This is a genomic window from Streptomyces sp. NPDC017225 (assembly GCF_044331465.1).
GTDB lineage: Bacteria > Actinomycetota > Actinomycetes > Streptomycetales > Streptomycetaceae > Streptomyces.
The window spans coordinates 43,169-64,753 of the sequence record NZ_JBIRNE010000011.1 but is presented as its reverse complement, the minus strand read 5'-3'; the positions used below and the strand labels follow the sequence as shown (position 1 = coordinate 64,753).

Genomic DNA, 21,585 nt, shown 5'->3' with positions numbered 1-21,585 from the left:
CGTTGACATGCGAGCAATAAGCGCAAAACTCCAGGTCACAGCTGTGCGTCGGTCAGCGGCACCAGTTCGACGGGTACGCCGTTGAGGACGGCGTTGCCCGAGAGCGGGTCGAGCATGCTGCCGTCGAGGAGCTGGTTGACGTTGACGCCGGGGTCGGTGGCGGCGTGGGTCAGGCGGGTGCCGGGACGGTCGTGCCCCCAGCCGTGCGGGAGGCTGACGACGCCCGGCCGGACGGCGTCGGTGACCTCGGCGGGGGCGGTCACCTCTCCCCCGGCGCCCTTGACCCGCACGGGCTGCCCGGCGCGCACGCCGAGCCGTTCGGCGTCGTCGGGGTGGAGGTGCAGGGTGCAGCGGTTGGAGCCGCCGGTGAGGGCCGGGATGTTGTGCATCCAGCTGTTGTTGGAGCGCAGGTGACGGCGGCCGACGAGAACGAGCCCGGCGGGGCGCTCGGCCAGGGCCTGCCGCAGGCGCGGCAGGTCTTCGGCGATCGGACCCGGCAGCAGCTCCACCTTGCCGCTGCGCGTCTTCAGCGGCCGCGGCAGGCGCGGGCGCAGCGGGCCGAGGTCGATGCCGTGCGGGTGGGCGAGCAGCCGTTCGAGGGTCAGCCCGTCCGCTCGGGCGCCGAAGCCGTCGCCGTAGGGGCCCAGGCGCAGCATCAGGTCGAGCCGTCGCTCGGGACCGTCGTCCCCGGTGAGCCGTGCGGTCAGTTCGCCCGGGTCGCGTCCGTGCACGGGTGAGTGCGGGTCCCGTACCGCCTTGCCCAGGGTCTGCTCGATCACCGTGGCGTCGACGGCGGCCGGGTCGGTGCCGTGCGTGCCGGTGACGGCGAGGGTGAGCCGGGCCAGGATCTCGGTCTCGGCCATGCGGCCGGGTTCCAGGGGGACGGCGGGGCGGGTGTAACGGACCTGGTTGCGCACGGCGAGGGTGTTGAGGGCGAAGTCGTGGTGAGGACTCTGGGCCGGCGGGGGCGGCGGCAGGACGACGTGGGCGTGGCGAGAGGTCTCGTTGAGGTAGGGGTCGACGCTCACCGTGAAGTCGAGCGAGTCCAGCGCCTTGTCGAGCCGGTCGCCGTCGGGTGCGGAGAGCACGGGGTTGGCGGCGATGGTGAGCAGCGCGCGGACCGGTTCGCCGGTGCCGGTGGCGGTGTCGATCTCCTCGGCGAGGGCGGACAGGGGCAGTTCGCCCTTCGCCTCGGGGTGCCCGCTCACCCGCGAGTGCCAGCGGCCGAGCGCGAACCCGCGGCCGGGTCCGGCGGGGCGCGGGGTCCGGTCGGTGGCGGCCTGCGGGAAGAGGGCGCCGCCGGGCCGGTCGAGGTTGCCGGTGAGGATGTTGAGGACGTCCACGAGCCAGCTGGCGAGGGTGCCGTGGGGGACGGTGCAGCTGCCGATGCGGCCGTACACGGCGGCGGTGGGGGCGGCGGCGAGTTCGCGGGCGAGGGCGCGCGTCACGTCGGCGTCCACGTCGCAGGCGGCGGCGACGGACTCGGGGGTGAAGTCGCTCAGGGCGTCGCGTACCTCGCTCGCCCCTTCGACGTGCGGGGCCAGTGCGCCCAGGTCGACCAGGTCCTCTTCGTACAGTACGTGGGCCATGGCGGCCAGCAGCAGCGCGTCGGTGCCGGGGCGGATCGCCACGTGCCGGTCGGCGAGCCTGGCGGTGCGGGTACGGCGCGGGTCGATGACGGTGAGGGTGCCGCCGCGGGCCCTGAGCGCCTTGAGCCGGCCGGGGAAGTCGGGGGCGGTGCACAGACTGCCGTTGGACTCCAGCGGGTTGGCGCCGATCAGGAGCAGGTGGTCGGTGCGGTCGAGGTCGGGCACCGGGATGGCGTTCGCGTCGCCGAAGAGCAGCCCGCTGGAGACGTGCTTGGGCATCTGGTCGAGCGTGGAGGCGGTGAACAGGCTGCGGGTGCCGAGGGCGCCGCGCAGCACGGCCGGGTAGAGGGCGCCGGCCATGGTGTGCACGTTGGGGTTGCCTAGGACGATGCCGACGGAGTGCGGCCCGTACCGCTCGACGACGGGCCGGACACCGGCGGCGACCGCGTCGAACGCCTCCTCCCAGGTGGCCTCGCGCAGCTCGCCGTCCCTGCGCACCAGGGGGGTGCGCAGCCGGTCGGGGTCGGCGTCGGCGGCTCCGAAGGAGGCGCCCTTGGGGCAGACGAAGCCGCGGCTGAAGACATCGTCGCGGTCGCCGCGGGCGGCGGTGACCGTGGTGCCGTCGATGGTGAGGGCCAGGCCGCAGGTGGCCTCGCACAGGGGGCAGATACGCAGGGCGGTGCGGGACACGGGTCCTCCCGGAGGCGGCGGTGACGCACGGACGTGGAACCTCGCGGCGAGCATACCGACCGGTAGGCATGTTGGGGAGACCTCGCGGGTTCCGCGTCGACGGCCGCCCGGGACCGGACCGTCAGTCGAGCACGCGCCCCAGATAGGCCCGCAGCAGCTCCCGGGCCTCCTTGATGATCTTCTCGTCCCCCTCCGGCGCGGCCCGGAAGGCGAGTTGCACGAGGGCGTCGGCGGTCTCCACGGCGACGAGGAAGGTGCGGCGCAGGTCGTCGTCGGGGCGGCGGCCCAGGTAGCCGGCGAGCAGTTCGGTGAGCCGGTCGGCGACGCGGTGGTTGGGCACGGTGTGGCGGCCGCCGACCGGTATCTGGTTGCCGAAGTCGATCAGGGAGAAGCCGGGCGCGGTCCGCTTCATCGCCAGGTACTCGTCGAGCACCGCGTCCAGCGCCCCGCGCCAGCCGCCGTCACCCGCCCCGGTGAGGCGTTCGGTCACCCGCTCCGCGTAGTGCTCCAGGTTGCGCTGGGCCAGCGCGTCGGCCATCTGCCGCTTGTTGCCGAAGAAGCGGTACACCGAGCCGATGGGGACCTCCGCGCGCAGCGCCACGGCCCGGGTGCTCAGGGCGTCGTAGCCGACCTCGTCGAGGAGGTCGGCGCAGGCGTCGAGGATCCGGGTCAGCCGTTCGGCGCTGCGCCGCTGCACGGGGGCACGGCGGAGCGAGGTCGCGTGGGACACGGTCTTCATGATGCCCTTTCGCCGCGGTCCGGTGAACTGTGACCTTCGGTACGGCTCCGGCCACCGGCTTCACTCACCGGGCCGCCGTGCGCGCGGGCAGCGCCCGGTCCTCGATCTTCTCCGGCTGGGTCGCCTCCGTCGGCTCCGCGTCCGACGCCGTGATGTCCGCCGTGCTCTCGACGGGCTCGCCGTCGACGGCCCAGACGGTGCCGTCGTCGGCGTACAGGCGGACCGTGAGCTGGTGGGTGCCGCGCGGTACGAGGCCGGCGGCGAGGCGGTACTCCGGGCCGCGCAGACGGACGAGGAGGTCGCCGTCGAGGAAGAGGTGGGCGACGCCGCGGCCGGCCACCGCCTTCGCCTCCGTCCCGGCCGGCGAGAACCGGAAGTCGCGGACGGTCAGGCGTACGTCCCAGCTGTCGTCGGTGTCGGGCTGCACCTCGACACCGACCTCGGGCGCGTGCTCCTCGTCCACCTCCCGATAGCGCCGGCCCTCCTCGTCGGTGGCGTCGAGCAGCCTGCCCACCGGCGTGGCCGAGTCCCTGGCCTCCGGTTCGCCCGTACCGCCCGTATCACTGGAGCCGCAGCCCGCGGATCCGGTCAGCAACAGGACACAGACCGCGAGCACGGCGAGCACTCTCCGCATCCACGACATGACGGGAGACTAGAACACCGGTCCGACAGTCCGAATCCCCCGGGGGTCTGGTTCCGGCCATCCTCCCCCGGGACGACCCCACGCGGACCCGGACCCCGTGCCGACCTCTTGCGCGCGGGAAACCGCAATCCTACGGTGTCCCATAGGAATCGGGTGGGAATCGGATTGCGAGGGAGCGATCAATGAGCGGGGACGCGCGGAAGACCGCGGAGGGACTGGCCTATCTGTCCGGTTTCGGCAACGAGCACAGCTCGCAGGCCGTTCCGGGAGCGCTGCCCGAAGGCCGGAACTCGCCGCAGCGGGCGCCCCTGGGGCTGTACGCGGAGCAGCTGAGCGGCACGGCGTTCACCGAGCCGAGAGCGGACAACCGGCGTTCCTGGCTGTACCGGATCCGCCCGTCGGCCGCGCACCCGGCGTTCACCCGCACGGGCAACGGCGCGCTCCGCACGGCGCCCTTCAGCCAGACCGTGCCGGACCCGAACCGGCTGCGGTGGGACCCGCTGCCCGAGCCGGAGGCGGGGACCGACTTCCTGGCGGGCCTGTGGACGCTGGGCGGCAACGGCGACGTCACCCAGCGCACCGGTATGGCCGTGCACCTGTACCACGCCACCGCCTCCATGGAGCGCGTCTTCAGCGACGCCGACGGCGAGTTGCTGATCGTCCCGGAGCGCGGCGGCCTGCTGCTGCGCACGGAGTTCGGACTGCTGCACGCCGAGCCCGGCCACGTGGCGCTGATCCCGCGCGGGGTCCGCTTCCGGGTGGAACTCCTGGACGAGGACGCCCGCGGCTACGTCTGCGAGAACTACGGCGCCCCCTTCCGCCTCCCCGACCTGGGCCCGATCGGCGCCAACGGCCTGGCGAACGTACGGGACTTCATGGCGCCGGTCGCCGCCTACGAGGACGTCGAGGGCCCGGTGGAGGTGGTCAACAAGTTCTGCGGAAACCTCTGGACCGCGACCTACGACCATTCCCCGCTCGACGTGGTCGCCTGGCACGGCAACCATGTCCCGTACGTCTACGACCTGCGCCGTTTCAACGTCATCGGCACCATCTCGTACGACCACCCGGACCCGTCGATCTTCACGGTGCTGACCTCCCCGTCGGACACCCCCGGTCTCGCGGGCGTCGACTTCGTGGTCTTCGCGCCGCGCTGGCTGGTGGGCGAGGACACCTTCCGGCCGCCGTACTTCCACCGGAACGTGATGAGCGAGTACATGGGCCTGGTCGAGGGTGCCTACGACGCCAAGGCGGAGGGCTTCGTGCCGGGTGGCGGCTCGCTGCACAACATGATGTCGGCACACGGTCCGGACCGGGAGACCTTCGACCGGGCGAGCGCGGCCGAGCTGAAGCCGCAGCGGATCGACGACGGGCTGGCGTTCATGTTCGAGACGCGGTGGCCGGTGACCCTCACGCCCCAGGCGGCGCGCGCCGAGCACCTGCAACCGCGCTACGACGACGTCTGGCGGGGCATGGAGCGTCACTTCCGCCCCTTGCACTGAGGATTCCCTACCGGTACGGATGGCAAGTGACCTCCTTCGCCCCGGACTCCATCGTCCTGAACCGCAAGCTGCCGCTCTGGTACCAGGTGTCGCAGTCGCTGCGCGCCTCGATACTCGGCCGCTCACCCCGGGACCCGCTGCGCCTGCCCACGGAGGAGCAGCTGGCCGGTCACTACGGGGTGAGTGTGCTGACCATGCGGCAGGCGCTGAAGGAGCTGGAGGACGAGGGACTGATCACCCGGCACCGCCGGCGCGGCACGTTCATCGAGCCCGACGCCCGGCGGGGGGCGCCGGTGCGGCTGCTGGGTTCGGTGGACGCGATCGTGGCGCAGCAGTCCGGCATGAAGGCCGAGCTGCTGGGCCACGGCACCGGCTCCGTGCCGCCCGAACTCGCCGAGTACTTCCCTGACCTGGCCGAGACGGCGACGTACCACCGGCTGCGCTGCGACGAGCAGACGGGCGAGCCCACCAACCACGCCCGCAACTACGTCCGTCCCGAGGTCGCCGCCCGCATCGACGTGGACGACCTGGCCCGCTGGCCGATGACCAAGGTGCTGCGGGACGTGGTGGGCCTGGACATCAGCCGGATCACGGACACCGTCGAGGCCCGGCTCGCGGACCCGGAGACGGCGCGGCTGCTGGAAGTCCCGCTGCTCAGCCCGATCCTGCACTACACGGGCATCACCTACGACACGGCGGGCCGGGTGCTGGACGTGGCGGTCATCCACTACCGGGGGGACCGCTTCTCCTTCACGGTCACCCTGGATGCCACGTGAGGCCGCGGTGCCCCGTCGTACGATGCCCGGCGTGACGCACGACGACGCTCCGCCGCTGGCGGACCTCATGCCGTGGTCCGTCGCACCGCCGCGGCTCGGCCGGGCGTGGCCGGCGGCCCCCGACGCGGCGTCGCTGAAGGCCCGCTGGGACGCCCTGCTGAAGGCCGGGGGACCCGACCGCGAGGCCCTGTTCGAGCCGACGCGCTCGCGTACGCCGCACACGGCGGTCGGACGGCTGCCGGGCGGCTTCGGCGGCACCGGGAGGCTGGCGCGGGCCTCGGGGCCGTGTCCGGAGCCGGTGCGCGTGCTGCGGGCGCCCTTCGACGAGCAGTGGCTGATTCCCGACCACCGGCTGATCGACGCGGCCCGTCCGGAGCTGTGGCGGGTGACGGACGAGCGGCAGGTCTTCGTGGTGGAGGCGCCGTCCCCCGCCGGTCCTCCCCTGCTCCTCGCGACCTCGCGGCTGCCGCTGCTCGGCGGCGCCCGGGTACGCCCGCTGTACCGCCGTCCCGGCGGGACGGAGCCGAACCTGGCCCCCGGTCTCCTCGGCCACCTGGCCGCGCGGCTGGGCCGGCGTCCAGACCCGGTGGACGTGCTGGCCTGGGCGATGGCGACCGTGCGGGCGGGCTCCCGGGTGCCGCTCACCGCGGACCCCGCGCTGTGGGAGCACGGTGTCGGCCTGGGCCGGCGCGTCCTGTGGCTGATGCGCCGCGACGGCGAGCGCCCCAGGCTGCCGGGGGGCCGTCGCCCGTACGTCCGCGCCCCACTGCCCGCGCGCCCGGTGGCCGTCCGCTACGACCGGGACGAGGAGGCGCTGTACCTGGACGAGGGCCGGGTCTCCCCCGTGCCGCCGGGTGCCTGGGACTTCGAGGCGGGCGGGGCGCGGGTGCTGGAGCAGTGGTTCGCGGCCCGCACCGCCGAGGGCGGGCCGGGCACGCTGGCGGCGATCCGCCCGGCCATCTGGCCGCAGAGCTGGACGTCGGAGCTGCTGGAGCTGATCACGGTCCTCGCCCTGCTCGCCGAAGTGCGGCCGCGGTGCCTGGAGCTGGCGGTGACGGAGGAGATCACGGCGACCGAGCTGCGCGAGGCGGGCGTGCTGCCGGCGCCTGCGAAGGCCCGTCGGCCGGCCTCCGTGCTGGACACCCTCGAGGAGGGGCCGGAGGGGCAGCTGACGCTGCTGTGAGCCCGCGCGCACTCCGTGCTCCGGTGGGCCGGGCGGCGGTGCCGCCCGGGCAGGCGGTCGCCGACGTGCTCGTCACCGCCGCCGGGATGCTGCCCTTCCTGCTGGTCGGGCTCGCGGTGGGCCGGCGGGTGGAGGGCAGCGCGCTCGGCGCGGCGGGTGCCGTGGGGCTGTTGCGGCTGTTCCGGTTCGCCACGACGTGGGTCGGGATCCACCTGGGGCTGCTCACCCGGAACGAGAAGGCCGCCGGTCAACTGGGCGGCGCGACGTTCGTCCTGCCGCTGCTGTCCAACGCGTACATCCCGACCGAGGGGCTGCCGGGCCGGCTGCGCACGGTCGCCGAGTGGAATCCGATCAGCGTCCGGTGACCACGGCGCTGCGGACCTCTTCGGCAACGCGCCGGTGCCACAGGGGGCCGCCTGGGCCGGTGGCGCATCCCGTCGCCGGGTCGCCGGCCTGGTGCGCGGCGCTGCTGGTGGTGTTCGTCCCGCTCGCCGTACGCCGGTACGCGCGCGGGGAGGGCTGAGCGAGCCCGTGAGCGTCACCGCCGGGTGGGAGACGGCGGGACGAGGACATGAGAGCACATGCGGGGTGTACGGGACGTCCGGGGCGTGCGTACGGACGACCCGTGCGGCGAACACGGGGACGGACTACGGGGGATCACCCGCGCTCGGGAACACACCGAGGCGCCGCTGCGTGCCGTGGGGATGACGGACGAGTGTGCGGCGGCGCCGCGCCGGGACGGTGTGACCGCCGGCGCGCGGGCCTCAGTTGCTGCCGAACAGCGAGCGACGCAGTCGGCGCAGTGGCGCGAACAGCGAGACCCGGCGCACCCGGGCGCCCCTGCTGCTGCGCTTGTGCGCGGGCTCACGCGCGGTCAGCTCGCGCATCAGCGACGTCGCCTCGACTGTCTCCCGTTGCGGGAGGGCAGGCCCTCCGAGCACCGCGAGATGGCGGTCGAGACGCGAGCTGGTCGCGCTGCTTCCGCACGTGATCGCAGGGACCCTTGCCCTGCTGCGCACTGTTATCTGTTCCATGTCACTCCCCACCCGTACGAGTCCACCCGGCCCGGGCAGAGTAACCCTATCGCCCCGGTACGGCATGCGTGCATCGCGGTCACGGGATTCACCTTCCCCGTAAGGGGGTTGACGACTACTCCCCGAATCCGGCAGATTCCAGGGCGAGTTGGACAACCGGCCTGCTCGTCGGGCGGGCCGAGCCCCCTGCGGGTTCGACCGTCACGGCCAGTGAGGTGGCGGACCGGCTCAGACCGGAGGCGTACAGGGGCACGCCCGCGTCGAAGAGCCCCAGGGAGCGCGGCCCGGCGCCCGGGCGCATGAGCCACAGTTGGCGCACGCGGTCGCCGGACGGCTCGCCGTAACCGCTCAGGGCGACGACCGCGCGCCCCTCGGAAGCGGAAGCGACCGCGGTGACACCGTGCCCCTGTCCGTCCTCGCCCCTCGCCGCGCGGGCGTCCGGAGCGGCGAGAACGTGGGCGATCTCACGTGCCCGGTCCCGCGCGGAGTCCAGCTCGCCCTGCGTCCGGTCCGCCTGGACGGCGAAGAGCGAGGCCACCACGAGCGCCGCGGCGGCCGTCACGGTGCCGAAGGGCACGAGCAGGGGGCGCGGCCGGGCCGTGCGGGAGCGCTCCGGCGGCGGCTGGACGCCCCACACGTGCGGCGGCAGCCGGCGCGCGGGTCCACGCGCCGGCCCGCGTCCGGGCGCGGGCTCCCGTGCGGTGGCGCGTACGGTCCCGCGTCCGGGCGCGGGCTCCTGCGCGGTGGTGCGTACGGCGGCCAGGACGCGGCCTCGCAGGGCGGCCGGGGCCGGGGCGGCTGTGGACCGGGGCGGCTGTGGACCGGGCCAGCCGGACGGTGTCCTCGGACAGCGCCCGCGCCTCGGCGGCGCAGCGCCCGCACCCGTCCAGGTGCCGTCGGAAGCGGACCCGTTCGGCGCCTTCGAGGGCGTCGAGGGCGTAGGGGGCGGCGAGTGAGTGGAGGTCGCCGCGGTGCGGGAGCCGGCCGAAGAGGCTCATGCGGCGTCTTCCAGGCAGTCGCGGAGGCGGCCGAGTCCGTCCCTCATTCTCGTCTTCACCGTGCCGAGCGGGAGGGAGAGGCGCCCGGCCACCTCCCGGTAGGTGTAGCCGTCGTAGTACGCGAGGGTGACCGACTGGCGCCGCAGGGCGGTCAGGCGGTCCAGGCAGCGGCGCACCCACTCGCGTTCGAGCCCCGCCTCGGCCTCCTCCGAGACCTGGTCGAAGGCGGGGCGGCGGGCGCGCCTGGCCTCGCGCCGCTCGCGTTCACCGGCCGCGCGGGCGCTGCGCACCCGGTCGACGGCGCGGCGGTGGGCGACGGTGAGGATCCAGGACAGGGCGCTTCCCCGGCGCGGGTCGAAGCGTGGGGCGCGACGCCGGAGTTCGAGCAGCGCCTCCCGCGCCACCTCCTCCGACTGCGCGGGGTCGCGCACCACACGTCGTACGAGTCCGAACACCGGTCCGGAGACCAGCCCGTACAGCTCCTCGAAGGCCCTCTGGTCGCCGTCCGCCACGAGCAGCAGCAGCTCGTCCGCCTCCATCCGGTCCTCCTCCTCCACGGGCCGCGCCCGGGCGGAAAACGCGGGCCGGCGGGCACGTGGTGGCCGCGGAACCGGATTCCGGGCTCTTTCCAGCGGGTCGCGTCCGCCCTCGGCCGAGCAGGCCACGTCGAACCCGTTGGCGTTCTCCATGACCGGTGGGGCGGGGACGGAGACGGAGAGGGAGACCCCGACGGGCGGGGCCCCCTCTCCTCTTCCTCTCCTTCCGCTTATGGTCAGGCGGCGCTTTCGAGGACCGGCAGGTAGCCGCCGGACTGGCCGGCCGCGGTCGGGTGGTACGACTCGCCGATGTTCAGCCAGTTCACGCTGTGCAGCCAGGAACTGCCGGAGCAGATCTCATGGCCGGTGAAGGGGGCTCGTACGTCGCCGAAGGTGAAGCCGTGGTCGGCGGCGCGCTTGGCGATGGCGGTGTTGAGGTGGTCGGCGGCGTCGTTGATCGCCTTCCGCTTGGCCTCGGAGAGGCCGACGCAGGAGGTCCCGAGCTGGTAGAAGCGCGGGTAGCCGATGACGACGACGTGGGCGCTGGGCGCCTTGCCGCGGATCGCCGAGTAGACGTTGTCGAGGTTGCCGGGCAGCGTCGAGTCGACGTACGCCCTCGCGGTGGCGATCCGTGACAGGCAGGAGCTCTCGGACTGGAGCACACACGTCATCATGACGTCGGCGAAGCCGGCGTCGTTGCCGCCGACACTGACCGAGACCAGGCCGGTGGCGGAGCTGAGCGGGCCGAGCTGTCCGGCGAGAACATCACCCGTACGAGCGCCGGCGCAGGCGGTGAAGTCGAACGTCGAGGGTGAATGGGCCGCCGCCCACAGGTACGGGTGGGACTTGGTGCTGCGCTTGCAGTCGCCGCTGGAGCTGATGTAGCCACCCGCTCCGACTCCGGAGGAGTAGGAGTCACCGAGCGCCACATAGCCCTCGGCCGCGGGGAGTTGGGCCGCCTGAGCGGTCGCGGCCCCGGTGAGGGCGGCGCCGGCGGCGAGAAGGACTGAACTCAGGAAGCCGACAAGTCGAGAACATCTCATGGAACCTCCCTTAGCAGGATCTGTGCCACAACCGTGGTAGCAGCTACGCGCGTTGACTGGAAGTGTCCATGCCAATGATTGGCTGACAGTCATTCAATATCGGACGAAAGTCAGCGGGAAGGCCGGTGCGGTCTTGACGCTCTCCGGCGAGCTGCGTCACATTGAGGCCCGGCATCTTGGGCTTCGGGGGGCAAAGCGGAACGGTCCGGGGGACCCACACCGCGCGACAACGCCCCACAAGAAGAACGGATGACGGCAAACCAACAAAAACGTGAGACCTGGTTCCAGGTCTTGCCATACGGGTTCAATCGTCAATACCGTCATACATCTCCCGCATCGGTACGTCGGCAAGCGGCTCAGGGGAGGGCTCGAGGCCGCGGCGGACCGGGGCGGGACGCGCGGTAGGGGGGTGCCGTGCTCGGTGACCGCACCGGTGACCGGGCCGTGCCGCGCAGTCGGCTGCCGTTTCTTTCCGGCGCCGGCAGGCTTCGCCTGCTCACCTGGCACGCACGGAGACGCATGCCGTCGCGCCGTGGGTGAGAACCCCCCTTTCGAACCGGACACAGAGCCGGACCGCCCCTGGGGCGGGCGGTCCGCCGGACGAGAGGGACCAGACTCATGAGCTCAGTCCTGCAGCCGGCGTCGACGGGCAACGAGCCGTCGCGCGAGCCGTCTTCCGATCCGTCACCCGCCGGTAAGTACCGGCCCGTCTCCTCTCACCTGGCGATAGCGCCGCCGGTGAGCGTGGTGATACCCGCCATGAACGAGGCGGAGAACCTTCCCTACGTCTTCAAGACACTGCCCGACTGGGTCCACGAGGTGGTCCTGGTGGACGGCAACTCCACCGACGACACCGTCGAGGTCGCCCGGGAGCTGTGGCCGGACGTCAAGGTCGTCGAGCAGCGCGGCAAGGGCAAGGGTGACGCGCTGATCACCGGCTTCAAGGCGTGCACCGGGGACATCATCGTGATGGTCGACGCCGACGGCTCGGCCGACGGCCAGGAGATCGTGTCGTACGTCTCCGCCCTCGTCTCGGGCGCGGACTTCGCCAAGGGCTCGCGTTTCGCCAACGGCGGCGGCACCGACGACATGACCTTCATCCGCAAGCTCGGCAACCACGCCCTGTGCGCGGTGGTCAACCGGAAGTTCGGCGCCCGCTACACCGACCTGTGCTACGGCTACAACGCCTTCTGGCGGCACTGCCTGGACAAGATCGACCTGGACTGCACCGGCTTCGAGGTCGAGACCCTGATGAACATCCGGGTCGTCAAGGCCGGCCTGAAGGTCCAGGAGATACCCAGTCACGAGTACCTGCGCATCCACGGCGTCAGCAACCTGCGCGCCGTGCGGGACGGGCTGCGGGTGCTCAGAGTGATCCTCGAGGAGCGTTCCAACCGGCGTGCGCTGCGCAGCCGTACGCACGCCCCGACGCTGGCCTCGGTCGGCCCCGCGGGCCCGGTCGGTTCGGCGGGCCCGGTCGTCCCGGCCGTCCCGGTCCGGAGGAAGGCGTCTTGAGCGGTTCCGACGCCTCGCTCACGATCTCCGTCGTGATCTGCGTCTACACCGAGGACCGCTGGGAGGACATCCTCGCGGCGGTCTCCTCGGTACGGGCGCAGTCCCACCCGGCCCGGGAGACCCTGCTGGTCGTCGACCACAACCAGGCGCTGAGGGACCGGCTGCTGAAGGAGTACAAGGAGACGCGGGAGGTGCGGGTGCTCGCCAACGCGGGCCCCCGCGGCCTGTCCGCCGGCCGCAACACCGGTATCGCCGCCTCACGCGGGGAGGTGATCGCCTTCCTCGACGACGACGCCGTGGCCGAGCGCGACTGGCTGCGGCACTTCGCCGAGGGGTACGCCGACCCGGCGGTGGTCGCCGTCGGCGGGCGCACGGTGCCGGTCTGGGCGTCCGGGCGCCGGCCCGACTGGTTCCCGGAGGAGTTCGACTGGGTGGTGGGCTGCACGTACCGGGGCCTGCCGCCCGGCCGGGTCCGGGTGCGCAACGTGCTGGGCGGCAACGCGTCCTTCCGGCGCGAGGCGTTCGACGCGGCGGGCGGTTTCGCCACCGGTATCGGGCGCGACGGCGACAAGCGTCCGCTGGGCTGCGAGGAGACCGAGCTGTGCATCCGGCTCACCCGCGCCCGGCCCGGCGCCGTACTGCTGATCGACGACCGGGCGGTGATCCACCACCGGGTGCCCGAGGCGCGCGAGCACTTCGGCTACTTCCGTACCCGCACCTACGCCGAGGGACTGTCCAAGGCCCTGGTGGCGCGCAGCGTCGGCGCGGACAAGGGCCTGGAGTCCGAACGCCGCTACGCCACCCGTGTCCTGCCGGCCGGCGTGGTGCGCGGGCTGCGCGACGCCGTGCTGGCCCGGCCGGGAGGCGCGGGCCGGGCGGGCGCGATCGTCGCCGGGGTGCTCACGGCGGCGGGTGGCTACGCGGTGGGGAGCCTGCGGGCGCGGCGGGGCGGGGCCGCCTTCTCCGTGGCGCCCATCGAGGGAGGCGCGCGTGGCTGAGGCGGACGAGGCCGACGCGCGCGTGCCGGCCCTCATGTACCACGCGGTCGCGGCCGAACCCGAGGAGGCGACCCGCGACCTGTCGGTGACGCCGGAGGCGTTCGCCGAGCAGATGGCGGCGATCGCCGACCGGGGCCTCACCCCGATCGGCACGGCGGAGCTGGCCGCCGCCTGGCGCTCCGGACGCCCGCTGCCGAGGCGGCCCGTCCTCATCACCTTCGACGACGGCTACGAGGGCGTGCACCGGCACGCCCTGCCCGCCCTCGCGCGGCACGGCTTTGCGGCCACCCTGTTCGTCTCGACCGGCTGGCTGCGCGGCCCGTACGACACCGGGGGCGCCCTGGACACCATGCTCGACTGGGACCAGGTCCGCGAACTGGCCGCCGCCGGCGTGGAGATCGGCGGGCACAGCCACACCCATCCGCAGCTCGACCAGCTCGCCGAGGAGCGGCTGCGGTACGAGCTGATCCACTGCAAGGAGATCGTCGCCGACCAGGTGGGCGCCGTACCGTCCTCGTTCGCCTACCCCTACGGGTACTCCGACCGCCGGGTGCGGCGGGCGGTGCGCGAGACGGGGTACGCGCAGGCGCTCGCCGTCGGCAACGGCCTGGCTCGCCGCGTCCAGGGGCCGTACGCGCTGCGGCGGGTCACCGTGCGCCGCGGCACGGGGCCCGACGAGTTCGCCCGGCTCGTCGAGGGCCGCGCGATCGCCCGTACCTTCGCCCGGGACCGGGCCCTCACCAAGGGGTACGCCGTACTGCGCAGGGCCCGGCAGGTGCGGAGGCGGATGCCGGGGAGCGGTGCCTGAACCGCCCGCCACCGGACGCCCCGTGCCCGGTGCGCGGGGTGGGCCGGGCAGGCCGGGTGGCCCGCCCGGGCCCGGGAAACCGGGTGCACGCGGCGGCCCGGTGGCGGATCATGGCGGCATGTCCGTGAACCCGCACGACACCCTGCCGATCCGGCTCAACGTCGACGACAGCGACTCCCCGTCCGATGTCGTCGACGCGCTGTTCCTCGGCCGTTTCGCGACGGGCGAGCAGCCCTTCGCGCACGCGGCGAACATCGACCGTGTGCGGTCCGGGGCGACACTGCTGCCGCCCGGCGCCCGCGTGCTGCGGCTCGCCCGCGACGACGACCGCAGCGCGACGCTGGCGGAGGGCGACGGCTGGACGCTGCTGGTCTCGCGCTGGAACCGGGGCGCCGACGTCACGGTGACGGCGACCAGCGCCGACCTGGCCGAGAAGGTGCTCGCCGACGCGACGGACGGCGCGGCGGACGAGCCCGAGCCGCAGCCGGAGAACGTCACGATGGGCTTCTGGTACGTCTCCCCGCGCCGGGGCCCGCACCGCACCACCCGGCAGATCTCGGCGGGCACCTGGGACGAGGTCCGGGCCAACTACACGGCGCCGGTCGCGGACGCGATGGACGGCCTGATGAAGACGACCCCCGAGGACATCGCGGGCCGGCTGCTGCTCCTGCACGGGCCGCCCGGCACCGGCAAGACGTCGGCGCTGCGCACTCTCGCCCGGTCCTGGCGGGACTGGTGCCAGGTGGACTGCGTACTGGACCCGGAGCGGCTCTTCTCCGACGTCGGCTACCTGATGGACATCGCCATCGGCGAGGAGGACTCGACGGGCAAGGGCCGCTGGCGGCTGCTGTTGCTGGAGGACTGCGACGAACTGATCCGCGGCGAGGCCAAGCACACCGCCGGCCAGGCGCTCTCGCGGCTGCTGAACCTGACCGACGGGCTGCTCGGCCAGGGCCGCAACGTGCTGGTGGGGGTGACCACCAACGAGGACCTGGAGCGCCTCCACCCCGCCGTCGTCCGTCCCGGCCGCTGCCTGGCCCGCATCGAGGTCGGCCCGCTGACCCGCCGGGAGGCGGTGGACTGGCTGGGCACCGAGGAGGGAGTGGGCCGGGAGGGCGCGACGCTGGCGGAGCTGTACGCGCTGCGCCGGGGCACCTCACCCACCGCGCTGCCGGAGCCGCGGGCCGGGGCGGAGGCCGGGCTCTACCTGTAGCGGGGGCGGCCGGGTGTTCTGATGGGGGTATGACCCTTTTCGTCGGCACGTCGGGCTGGCAGTACCGGGACTGGCGGGACGTCCTGTACCCGCCCGGTCTGCCCGTGCGGCTGTGGCTGGAGCGGTACGCGGCCGGTTTCGCGACGGTCGAGATCAACAACGCGTTCTACCGGCTGCCCGCGCGGGAGACGTTCGAGGCTTGGCGCGAGCGGGTGCCGGCGGACTTCGTGGTCGCGGTCAAGGCCAGCCGCTATCTCACCCACATCAAGCGCCTGCGGGACCCCGAGGAGCCGGTCGACCGCCTGATGACCCGTGCGGCGGGCCTGGGCGACCGCCTCGGCCCGGTCCTGCTGCAACTGCCGCCGACGCTGCGGGGCGACGCGGGCCTCCTGGACGCCTGCCTCGCCCGCTTCCCGCCCGGCTCCCGGGTCGCGGTGGAACCCCGGCACGCGTCCTGGTGGACGCCCGAGGTGCGGGAGGTCCTCACCTCGCGGGGCGCGGCCCTGTGCTGGGCCGACGTCCGGGCCCGCCCGGTCGCCCCGCTGTGGCGCACCACGGACTGGGGCTACGTCCGCTTCCACCAGGGGCGTGCCACGCCGTGGCCGCACTACGGGCGCCGGTCGCTGACGACGTGGATCGACCGCATCGCGTCGACCTGGCCGGACGACCACGACGTCTTCGCGTACTTCAACAACGACCCGAACGCGGCGGCGGTCCGGGACGCGACGACGTTCGCCGGGCTGGCGCAGGCGGCGCGACTGACGGTCACCCGCACGCCCGAAGGGGCACGGGGCTGAGACCCGGGGCGGCTCCGCCGCGCGGGCCCCCGGCGAAACGGCGCTCAATCCCCGTAAGCCGCCCGCAGCGCATCCCGCACCGCGCCCAGCGCGTCCGGCTCCGTGACCCCGAGCCGCCGCGCCCGCGAGGCGTACTCCTGCGCCGCGGACGCCAACTCCCGCTCCGCCGCCGAGCCCGCGGCGGCGACGAACGTTCCGTTGCGCCCCCGCGTCTCGATCACCCCGTCGCCCTCCAGCGCCCGGTACGCCTTGGCGACCGTGTTCGCGGCGAGCCCCAGGGACTCGGCCAGCCCGCGCACGGTCGGCAGCCGGTACCCGACCGGCAGCGCCCCCGACCGCGCCTGTTCGGAGATCTGCGCGCGCACCTGCTCGTAGGGCGGGGCACCGTCGTCGATACGGATCTTCAAGGTCACGCGGCGATTGTCCCGCATCCCCCGGAAAAAATGAGAGGCATCCGACCGGCCGCCCGCCGTAGCGTGCGCCCACATGACCGTTCTTGTGCGCGATCTGCGTCCCGACGACCCGGCCGACGTCGCGGCCTTCGCCCATGCCCGCCACGCCGCCCTGCCGTTCATCCTGTGGACGCCCGAGGCCGTCGTCCACCGCCTCGTCCACACCCACCCGGACGCCCGGAGCCGGTCCCTCGTCGCGGAGGAGGACGGGGAGACGATCGGCACGGCACAGATCGGACTGGTCCACGACAGCCCCGAACCCGGCCAGGCGTTCCTCAACATCTACGTCCGCCCGGACAGGCTCCGGCGCGGTGCCGGCGGGCTGCTGGTGCGTACGGCCGAGGAGTACCTGACCACCGAGGGGGCGACGAAGCTGTTCGCCTGGGCGCTCGACGGCCCCGGCGACCTGGCCTTCGCCGAGCGGCACGGCTACGAGCGGCGGCGCTCCGCCCACTTCCTCCGCCTCGACCTGGCGAATGGCACGCTCCCGCCCCCGCCGTCCCCTCCCCCGGGCGTCGAACTGCGCACCGCCGCCGACTTCGCGGACGATCCCCGCCCGATGTTCGAGCTGGACGCGGAGACCCTGGCGGACGAACCGAGCGACGTCGACGTCGAGTTCACCGACTACGAGGCCTGGCTCGCGGAGACCTGGCGGCACCCGCTGCTCAACCGTGAGCTGACCTCGGTCGCGGTCGTCGACGGCCGCCCCGTCGCCTTCAGCGTCGCCTACACGGACGGCGGCACGCGCTACGCCAGCGCGATGACCGGCACCGTCCGCGCCCACCGCGGCCGGGGTCTCGCCAAGCTCACCAAGACCGACTCCCTGCACCGGGCCCGCGCCGCCGGATTCACGGAGGCGCTCACCGGCAACGACACCGACAACGGTCCGATGCTCGCCGTCAACAAGTGGCTCGGGTACGAGGTCTGCGCCACGGAGGTGCGTCATGTCCGCCAACTCGGCTGAGACGACGGGCGGGGCGGACGTCGTGGACATCGTCCTGGTCAAGGCGGGCCGTACGAAGATCCGGTACGCGAGCGAACTGCTGCACGACGACGGCACCCGCCTCGCCGTCCGCGCCCCCTGGGCCGGTGCCGGCGTCCGCGACTTCGGCTTCGTCCGGTTCGAGGCGGGCGACGTCTTCACCGAGTACTACTGGCGCGACAGGTGGTACGCCGTGAAGGAGGTACGCACCGGCACGGGCGTGCTGAAGGGCTGGTACTGCGACATCACCCGCCCCGCGGTGCTGACCGGCACGGACCTGGTCGTGGAGGATCTCGACCTGGACCTGTGGCGCTCCGCGGACGGCACGGACGTACGGCGGCTGGACGAGGACGAGTTCGCCGAGAGCGGTCTGGCCGAGCGGGATCCCGGGGCCGCTGCCGCCGCCGTGGCCGCGTTGGACGAACTGGAACGGCTGGCCCGCGGGAACGGCTTCACGGACCTGTGGGGATGACGGGGGGAAACGCGCGCCCGGCTCAACCGGGCGTCGCGACCACCGCGTACCTCTCGTCCGCCACCTTCCTCCCCCACAGCGACGGGTCGTCCGACAGCCGCTCCACGCGCACCTGCCCGGCGAGCGGGGCCAGGAAGTCGACGAGCCGGCCGGCGGGTACACCGGCCGGCTCCGAGGTCCCCCACGCTCCCTCGACCAGGACCAGCCGCCCACCGGGGCGCGGCAACCCGCTCCAGTGCCGCGGGACCCGGCCGGGGTCGGGCAGCGTCCACAGCACATGCCGGACCAGCACGGCGTCGAAGCGCCGCTCACCCACCGGAGGTGCCACGGCGTCACCGGTGAGAAACACCGCGTCACGGCCGGCGAGTTTGGCCCTGGCCCCCTCCACCATGGCAAGGGAGCGGTCGACGCCGGTGACGCGGTGTCCCTGCTCGACCGCGAGGGGTGACAGGCTGCCGGTGCCGCAGCCCAGGCCGAGGACGTCGCCGGCCCGCGGGGGCAGCCAGGATGCCGTTCGCCATGCCGCCAAGAGTGACACCCGCCACTGACAACGGGGCCGGGACGCCGGATCGTGACAACCGCCACTGACAGCGACGCATCGATGAGTAAGTCTCGGGGAATGGGTCTACCTCCGTGAGAACGCGGAACCCGGTGGATCCGTAAGGAGGCAGCCATGCGCCGTCTGACCGTGCAGAAGCCCCTGAAGAAGACCGACGCCCGCCGAGTCCGCGAGGAGACCGACGAGCGTCCCGCGGGGCGCCCGGAGGTCCGCAAGGACATCGCGCGCACGTGGTGGCCGGACAACTGAGGGGTCCGGTCGTCTCATGAGACGCCTCTGAGCAGCCGCTTGCGGTAGTGGACGCGGTCGTAGGGCCCGTCCACCCGGCGTTCCACGACCTCATACCCGTACCGCGGATAGAGGTCCTGGTTCTCCCCCATCATCGCGTTGGTGCAGAGCCTCACCTCGGGCAGGCCCAGCGCACGCGCGGCCGCCCCACGCCCCTGCCGTGCGCGTCGGGGTGGACGGCGACGCTGTCGGGGAAGAGATGGTCCGCGAAGGCCTCCAGGACCACGAGGCCCACCACGCCCCGGCCGGGCTCGCCCGTGACGCCCCGGACGCCTGCGACCCCCGTGACGAAGACCTTCCCCGCGGCCACGTTCGCCGCGTGATCCGCCTCCATGGGCCGCGGCACCACCCCGATGCGCTCGGCGTAGGGGCGGTAGGCGGCGTCGGTGACGGCCCTCACCGCGGACAGGTCGGCGGTGACCGCCTGCCGGATCCGCACTTCTCGCATCGGTGCCATGCCGCGAACGGTAGCTACCTCAGCGCAGCCTGAGCACTCCCTTAACGCGACCATAAGGATCTCCATCACCCCTCGCGGACAGGCGATTTCGCGGTTCTCGGGGGCTAGCTTGCTGATCACCCCCACGGGTTCCGGGCCCGAGCCCGCCCAAGCCCCACGTTCCCAGTGACCGTTCGAGGAGTTCCCCATGCCCGCACCGTCCGCGTCCCGCAAGGCCGTCGCCGTCGCCGTCGCCGGCCTCGCCCCGCTCGCCCTGACCACACTGGCCGCCGCCCCCGCGTCCGCCCACGGTTCGATGGGCGACCCGGTCAGCCGGGTGTCGCAGTGCCACGCCGAGGGCCCCGAGAGCCCGAAGTCCGACGCGTGCAAGGCGGCGGTCGCGGCCGGCGGCACCCAGGCGCTCTACGACTGGAACGGCATCCGCATCGGCAACGCCGCCGGCAAGCACCAGGAGCTGATCCCGGACGGCAAGCTGTGCAGCGCCAACGACCCGGCCTTCAAGGGCATGGACCTGGCCCGCGCCGACTGGCCCGCGACCAGCGTGAGCAGCGGCTCGTACACCTTCAAGTACCGCGTGACGGCCCCGCACAAGGGCACCTTCAAGGTCTACATCACCAAGCCGGGTTACGACCCGGCGGGGCCGCTGGGCTGGGGCGACCTGGACCTGTCCGCTCCGGTGGCGACGGTCACCGACCCGGCCGCCTCGGGCGGCTTCTACACCCTCTCCGGCACGCTTCCCGAGCGCTCCGGCAAGCACCTGCTGTACGCGGTGTGGCAGCGCTCGGACAGCCCGGAGGCGTTCTACTCCTGTTCCGACATCTCCTTCGGCGGCGCCGACGGCGGTACGACGGGCGGGGACACGGCGAGCGGAGACACGACGGGCGGGGACACGGCGAGCGAGGACACCGCGGGCGGTGCCGCCCCGGCCCCCGAGGCCTCCGCCCCGACCGAGGAGCAGATCGCGGCCGCGGCCGACAAGTCGACGATCGAGCACCACGGCCACGGCGACCAGGACGCCGAGACGACGACGGACCCGACGGACCCGGCCGCCCCCGAGGAGGCGCCGGACGCGGCCGCGGACACCGCCGCCGAGGCCGCCGGGTCCGGCGAGCCCAACCAGGTCAAGGCCGCCGGCTCGGGCACCGAGAACCTCGCCGAGACCGGCGGGGACAGCACCACGCCCTACATCGCCGTCGGTGGCGCCGCCGCCCTGGCGGTCGGTGCGGCCGTCCTGTTCTCGTCGGTGCGCCGTCGGGCGACGACCGGCGGCCGGCACAGCGGCTGATCCACGACGCGGGGGAAGGCGGGGTCTGTCCGGCGGCTCAGGCCGGGCAGGCCCCGTTCGCGCGCCCGTACGCCCTGCCGGTCGAGGCTCCCGGGGGACGGGCGTTCACCAGGTGGGCCGTATCGGTCCGTCGGGTGCCACACGCGGCAGGAGGTCGCGCAGCGCGCGGACCCCGCCCTCACCCAGCACGTCGGCCCAGGCGCGCACGGCCTCCGCCGCCGCCTCCTCCGCGGCCCGCGTGCAGGCCCGCCCCGACTCGGTCAGGACGACCAGCCGGGCCCGCGCGTCGGCGGGGTGCGGCCGGCGCTCGGCGTACCCCCGGCAGACCAGCTCGTCGACGAGCTGACTGGCGGCCTGCTTGGTCATTCCGAGATGCGCGGCGAGGTCGGTGACCGTCGCACCGTCCGGGACCATCCGGGCGAAGGCGAAGCCGTGCGCGGGCCGCAGCCCTTCGAAGCCGCGGGCGACGACACCCTCGTGGATGCGCTGCGTGAGCCCGCCGGCGGCGGCGAGCAGGGCGGCGGACAGGGCCATGGCGTCGGAGTTCTGCACGGGGGCATTGAAACACCCTTGACGTATTGGTCAAGCAGCTTGACCATAAGGACCGACAGGTTAGTCAAGCTGCTTGACCAATGCACCGGCAGGAGTCCGCCATGCCCGTCGTCCGCTCGTCCGAGGCCGTCACCCACGAGATCCACGGCGCCCGTTTCGTCTCGTACGCCACTCCCCGCACCGGCAGCAGGGAGCTGTGCGCCTGGCGGAGCGAGATCCCCGCGGGCACGAAGGCGCCCGCGCACAGCGTCGACCGGGAGGAGATCTTCCACCTGCTCACCGGCGAACTGCTGATCACCCTCGACGGCCGCACCGAGCGCGTCACCGCGGGCGACACGGTGATCATCAACCCGGGGGCGACCCTCGCCGTCGAGAACCCGACCGACCGGACCGCGACCTCCTGGGTCACCACGTCCATCGGCCTCCGGGCCGAGCTGGCCGACGGCACCCGGCTCGCTCCGCCGTGGGCCAACTGAC

Annotated in this window: 22 protein-coding genes and 3 pseudogenes; 14 read left to right on the top strand and 11 right to left on the bottom strand. The window is 73.5% G+C overall.

Annotation, left to right across the window (positions count from 1 at the left end; all coding sequences use genetic code 11):
• Window positions 1-35: 35 nt before the first annotated feature.
• From ACH4NX_RS23520 to ACH4NX_RS23510, 3 genes are all read right to left on the bottom strand, one after another.
• Complete coding sequence (locus ACH4NX_RS23520) at window positions 36-2,279, bottom strand: molybdopterin oxidoreductase family protein (RefSeq protein WP_398129881.1); 2,244 nt, start codon at window positions 2,277-2,279, stop codon at window positions 36-38.
• 121 nt (window positions 2,280-2,400) lie between these two features.
• Window positions 2,401-3,018: a TetR family transcriptional regulator gene (locus tag ACH4NX_RS23515; protein WP_398129882.1), complete on the bottom strand. Its 618-nt coding sequence runs from the start codon at window positions 3,016-3,018 to the stop codon at window positions 2,401-2,403.
• Between the two features lie 64 nt (window positions 3,019-3,082).
• Window positions 3,083-3,661, bottom strand: coding sequence for a hypothetical protein (locus ACH4NX_RS23510; protein WP_351397175.1), 579 nt, complete (start codon window positions 3,659-3,661; stop codon window positions 3,083-3,085).
• 182 nt (window positions 3,662-3,843) lie between these two features.
• On the opposite strand from ACH4NX_RS23510, the gene hmgA reads away from it, so the two are divergent.
• From hmgA to ACH4NX_RS23490, 4 genes and pseudogenes are all read left to right on the top strand, one after another.
• Window positions 3,844-5,160: a homogentisate 1,2-dioxygenase gene (gene hmgA, locus ACH4NX_RS23505; protein WP_351397177.1), complete on the top strand. Its 1,317-nt coding sequence runs from the start codon at window positions 3,844-3,846 to the stop codon at window positions 5,158-5,160.
• Window positions 5,161-5,186: 26 nt separating this feature from the next.
• Window positions 5,187-5,936 carry a GntR family transcriptional regulator gene (locus tag ACH4NX_RS23500; protein WP_351397180.1) on the top strand — a complete coding sequence of 250 codons (750 nt, stop codon included), beginning with the start codon at window positions 5,187-5,189 and terminating at the stop codon, window positions 5,934-5,936.
• A 22-nt stretch (window positions 5,937-5,958) separates the two neighbouring features.
• The gene (locus ACH4NX_RS23495) at window positions 5,959-7,119 is read left to right on the top strand and encodes a type ISP restriction/modification enzyme (protein ID WP_398129905.1); all 1,161 of its coding nucleotides are present in this window, start codon (window positions 5,959-5,961) and stop codon (window positions 7,117-7,119) included.
• Between the two features lie 20 nt (window positions 7,120-7,139).
• Window positions 7,140-7,642, top strand: a pseudogene (locus ACH4NX_RS23490) (ABC transporter permease); the annotation flags it as partial.
• Between the two features lie 241 nt (window positions 7,643-7,883).
• Here ACH4NX_RS23490 and ACH4NX_RS23485 read toward each other — a convergent pair.
• The 4 genes and pseudogenes from ACH4NX_RS23485 to ACH4NX_RS23470 all read right to left on the bottom strand — a co-directional run bounded on the left by ACH4NX_RS23485 (window position 7,884) and on the right by ACH4NX_RS23470 (window position 10,730).
• The gene (locus tag ACH4NX_RS23485) at window positions 7,884-8,153 is read right to left on the bottom strand and encodes a hypothetical protein (protein WP_053128431.1); all 270 of its coding nucleotides are present in this window, start codon (window positions 8,151-8,153) and stop codon (window positions 7,884-7,886) included.
• Window positions 8,154-8,268: 115 nt separating this feature from the next.
• Window positions 8,269-9,151 (bottom strand): annotated as a pseudogene (locus ACH4NX_RS23480) (anti-sigma factor domain-containing protein).
• On the bottom strand, window positions 9,148-9,840 hold the full coding sequence (sigK, locus tag ACH4NX_RS23475) for an ECF RNA polymerase sigma factor SigK (protein ID WP_398129883.1): 693 nt from the start codon (window positions 9,838-9,840) through the stop codon (window positions 9,148-9,150). The pseudogene ACH4NX_RS23480 and the gene sigK overlap by 4 nt, the downstream one beginning before the upstream one ends.
• A gap of 83 nt (window positions 9,841-9,923) precedes the next feature.
• Window positions 9,924-10,730: an SGNH/GDSL hydrolase family protein gene (locus ACH4NX_RS23470; protein WP_398129884.1), complete on the bottom strand. Its 807-nt coding sequence runs from the start codon at window positions 10,728-10,730 to the stop codon at window positions 9,924-9,926.
• A gap of 618 nt (window positions 10,731-11,348) precedes the next feature.
• On the opposite strand from ACH4NX_RS23470, the gene ACH4NX_RS23465 reads away from it, so the two are divergent.
• From ACH4NX_RS23465 to ACH4NX_RS23445, 5 genes are all read left to right on the top strand, one after another.
• Entirely contained in the window at window positions 11,349-12,245 is an 897-nt protein-coding gene (locus ACH4NX_RS23465; protein WP_398129885.1) for a glycosyltransferase family 2 protein, read from the top strand.
• Window positions 12,242-13,243, top strand: coding sequence for a glycosyltransferase family 2 protein (locus tag ACH4NX_RS23460; protein WP_398129886.1), 1,002 nt, complete (start codon window positions 12,242-12,244; stop codon window positions 13,241-13,243). Before ACH4NX_RS23465 ends, ACH4NX_RS23460 begins: the two co-directional genes overlap by 4 nt.
• 34 nt (window positions 13,244-13,277) lie before the next feature.
• Window positions 13,278-14,051: a polysaccharide deacetylase family protein gene (locus ACH4NX_RS23455; RefSeq protein WP_351397277.1), complete on the top strand. Its 774-nt coding sequence runs from the start codon at window positions 13,278-13,280 to the stop codon at window positions 14,049-14,051.
• Window positions 14,052-14,169: 118 nt separating this feature from the next.
• Window positions 14,170-15,264 (top strand): DUF5925 domain-containing protein, encoded by a 1,095-nt coding sequence (locus ACH4NX_RS23450; protein WP_398129887.1) that lies wholly within the window; start codon window positions 14,170-14,172, stop codon window positions 15,262-15,264.
• Between the two features lie 29 nt (window positions 15,265-15,293).
• Complete coding sequence (locus tag ACH4NX_RS23445) at window positions 15,294-16,061, top strand: DUF72 domain-containing protein (protein WP_351397199.1); 768 nt, start codon at window positions 15,294-15,296, stop codon at window positions 16,059-16,061.
• A gap of 44 nt (window positions 16,062-16,105) precedes the next feature.
• On the opposite strand, the gene ACH4NX_RS23440 is transcribed toward ACH4NX_RS23445, so the two are convergent.
• Window positions 16,106-16,474 carry a GntR family transcriptional regulator gene (locus ACH4NX_RS23440; RefSeq protein WP_351397202.1) on the bottom strand — a complete coding sequence of 123 codons (369 nt, stop codon included), beginning with the start codon at window positions 16,472-16,474 and terminating at the stop codon, window positions 16,106-16,108.
• Window positions 16,475-16,547: 73 nt separating this feature from the next.
• Between ACH4NX_RS23440 and ACH4NX_RS23435 the strand changes: the two genes are divergently transcribed.
• On the top strand, window positions 16,548-17,477 hold the full coding sequence (locus ACH4NX_RS23435) for a GNAT family N-acetyltransferase (protein WP_351397205.1): 930 nt from the start codon (window positions 16,548-16,550) through the stop codon (window positions 17,475-17,477).
• Complete coding sequence (locus ACH4NX_RS23430; protein WP_351397208.1) at window positions 17,458-17,967, top strand: DUF402 domain-containing protein; 510 nt, start codon at window positions 17,458-17,460, stop codon at window positions 17,965-17,967. Before ACH4NX_RS23435 ends, ACH4NX_RS23430 begins: the two co-directional genes overlap by 20 nt.
• A gap of 22 nt (window positions 17,968-17,989) precedes the next feature.
• Here ACH4NX_RS23430 and ACH4NX_RS23425 read toward each other — a convergent pair whose 3' ends face one another.
• Window positions 17,990-18,496 carry a class I SAM-dependent methyltransferase gene (locus ACH4NX_RS23425; RefSeq protein WP_398129888.1) on the bottom strand — a complete coding sequence of 169 codons (507 nt, stop codon included), beginning with the start codon at window positions 18,494-18,496 and terminating at the stop codon, window positions 17,990-17,992.
• A gap of 144 nt (window positions 18,497-18,640) precedes the next feature.
• Between ACH4NX_RS23425 and ACH4NX_RS23420 the strand changes: the two genes are divergently transcribed.
• A complete protein-coding gene (locus ACH4NX_RS23420) occupies window positions 18,641-18,775 on the top strand; it encodes a hypothetical protein (protein ID WP_351397211.1) in 135 nt (44 codons plus the stop codon).
• A 14-nt stretch (window positions 18,776-18,789) separates the two neighbouring features.
• Here the strand turns inward: ACH4NX_RS23420 and ACH4NX_RS23415 are convergent.
• Window positions 18,790-19,262: pseudogene (locus ACH4NX_RS23415) on the bottom strand (GNAT family N-acetyltransferase).
• 196 nt (window positions 19,263-19,458) lie between these two features.
• On the opposite strand from ACH4NX_RS23415, the gene ACH4NX_RS23410 reads away from it, so the two are divergent.
• Complete coding sequence (locus tag ACH4NX_RS23410; RefSeq protein ID WP_351397214.1) at window positions 19,459-20,556, top strand: lytic polysaccharide monooxygenase; 1,098 nt, start codon at window positions 19,459-19,461, stop codon at window positions 20,554-20,556.
• Window positions 20,557-20,661: 105 nt separating this feature from the next.
• Here the strand turns inward: ACH4NX_RS23410 and ACH4NX_RS23405 are convergent, their stop codons facing one another.
• Window positions 20,662-21,108, bottom strand: a complete 447-nt coding sequence (locus tag ACH4NX_RS23405; protein ID WP_398129889.1) for a MarR family winged helix-turn-helix transcriptional regulator — start codon at window positions 21,106-21,108, stop codon at window positions 20,662-20,664.
• 101 nt (window positions 21,109-21,209) lie between these two features.
• On the opposite strand from ACH4NX_RS23405, the gene ACH4NX_RS23400 reads away from it, so the two are divergent.
• A complete protein-coding gene (locus tag ACH4NX_RS23400; RefSeq protein ID WP_398129890.1) occupies window positions 21,210-21,584 on the top strand; it encodes a cupin domain-containing protein in 375 nt (124 codons plus the stop codon).
• The last annotated feature ends 1 nt before the right edge of the window (window position 21,585 follow it).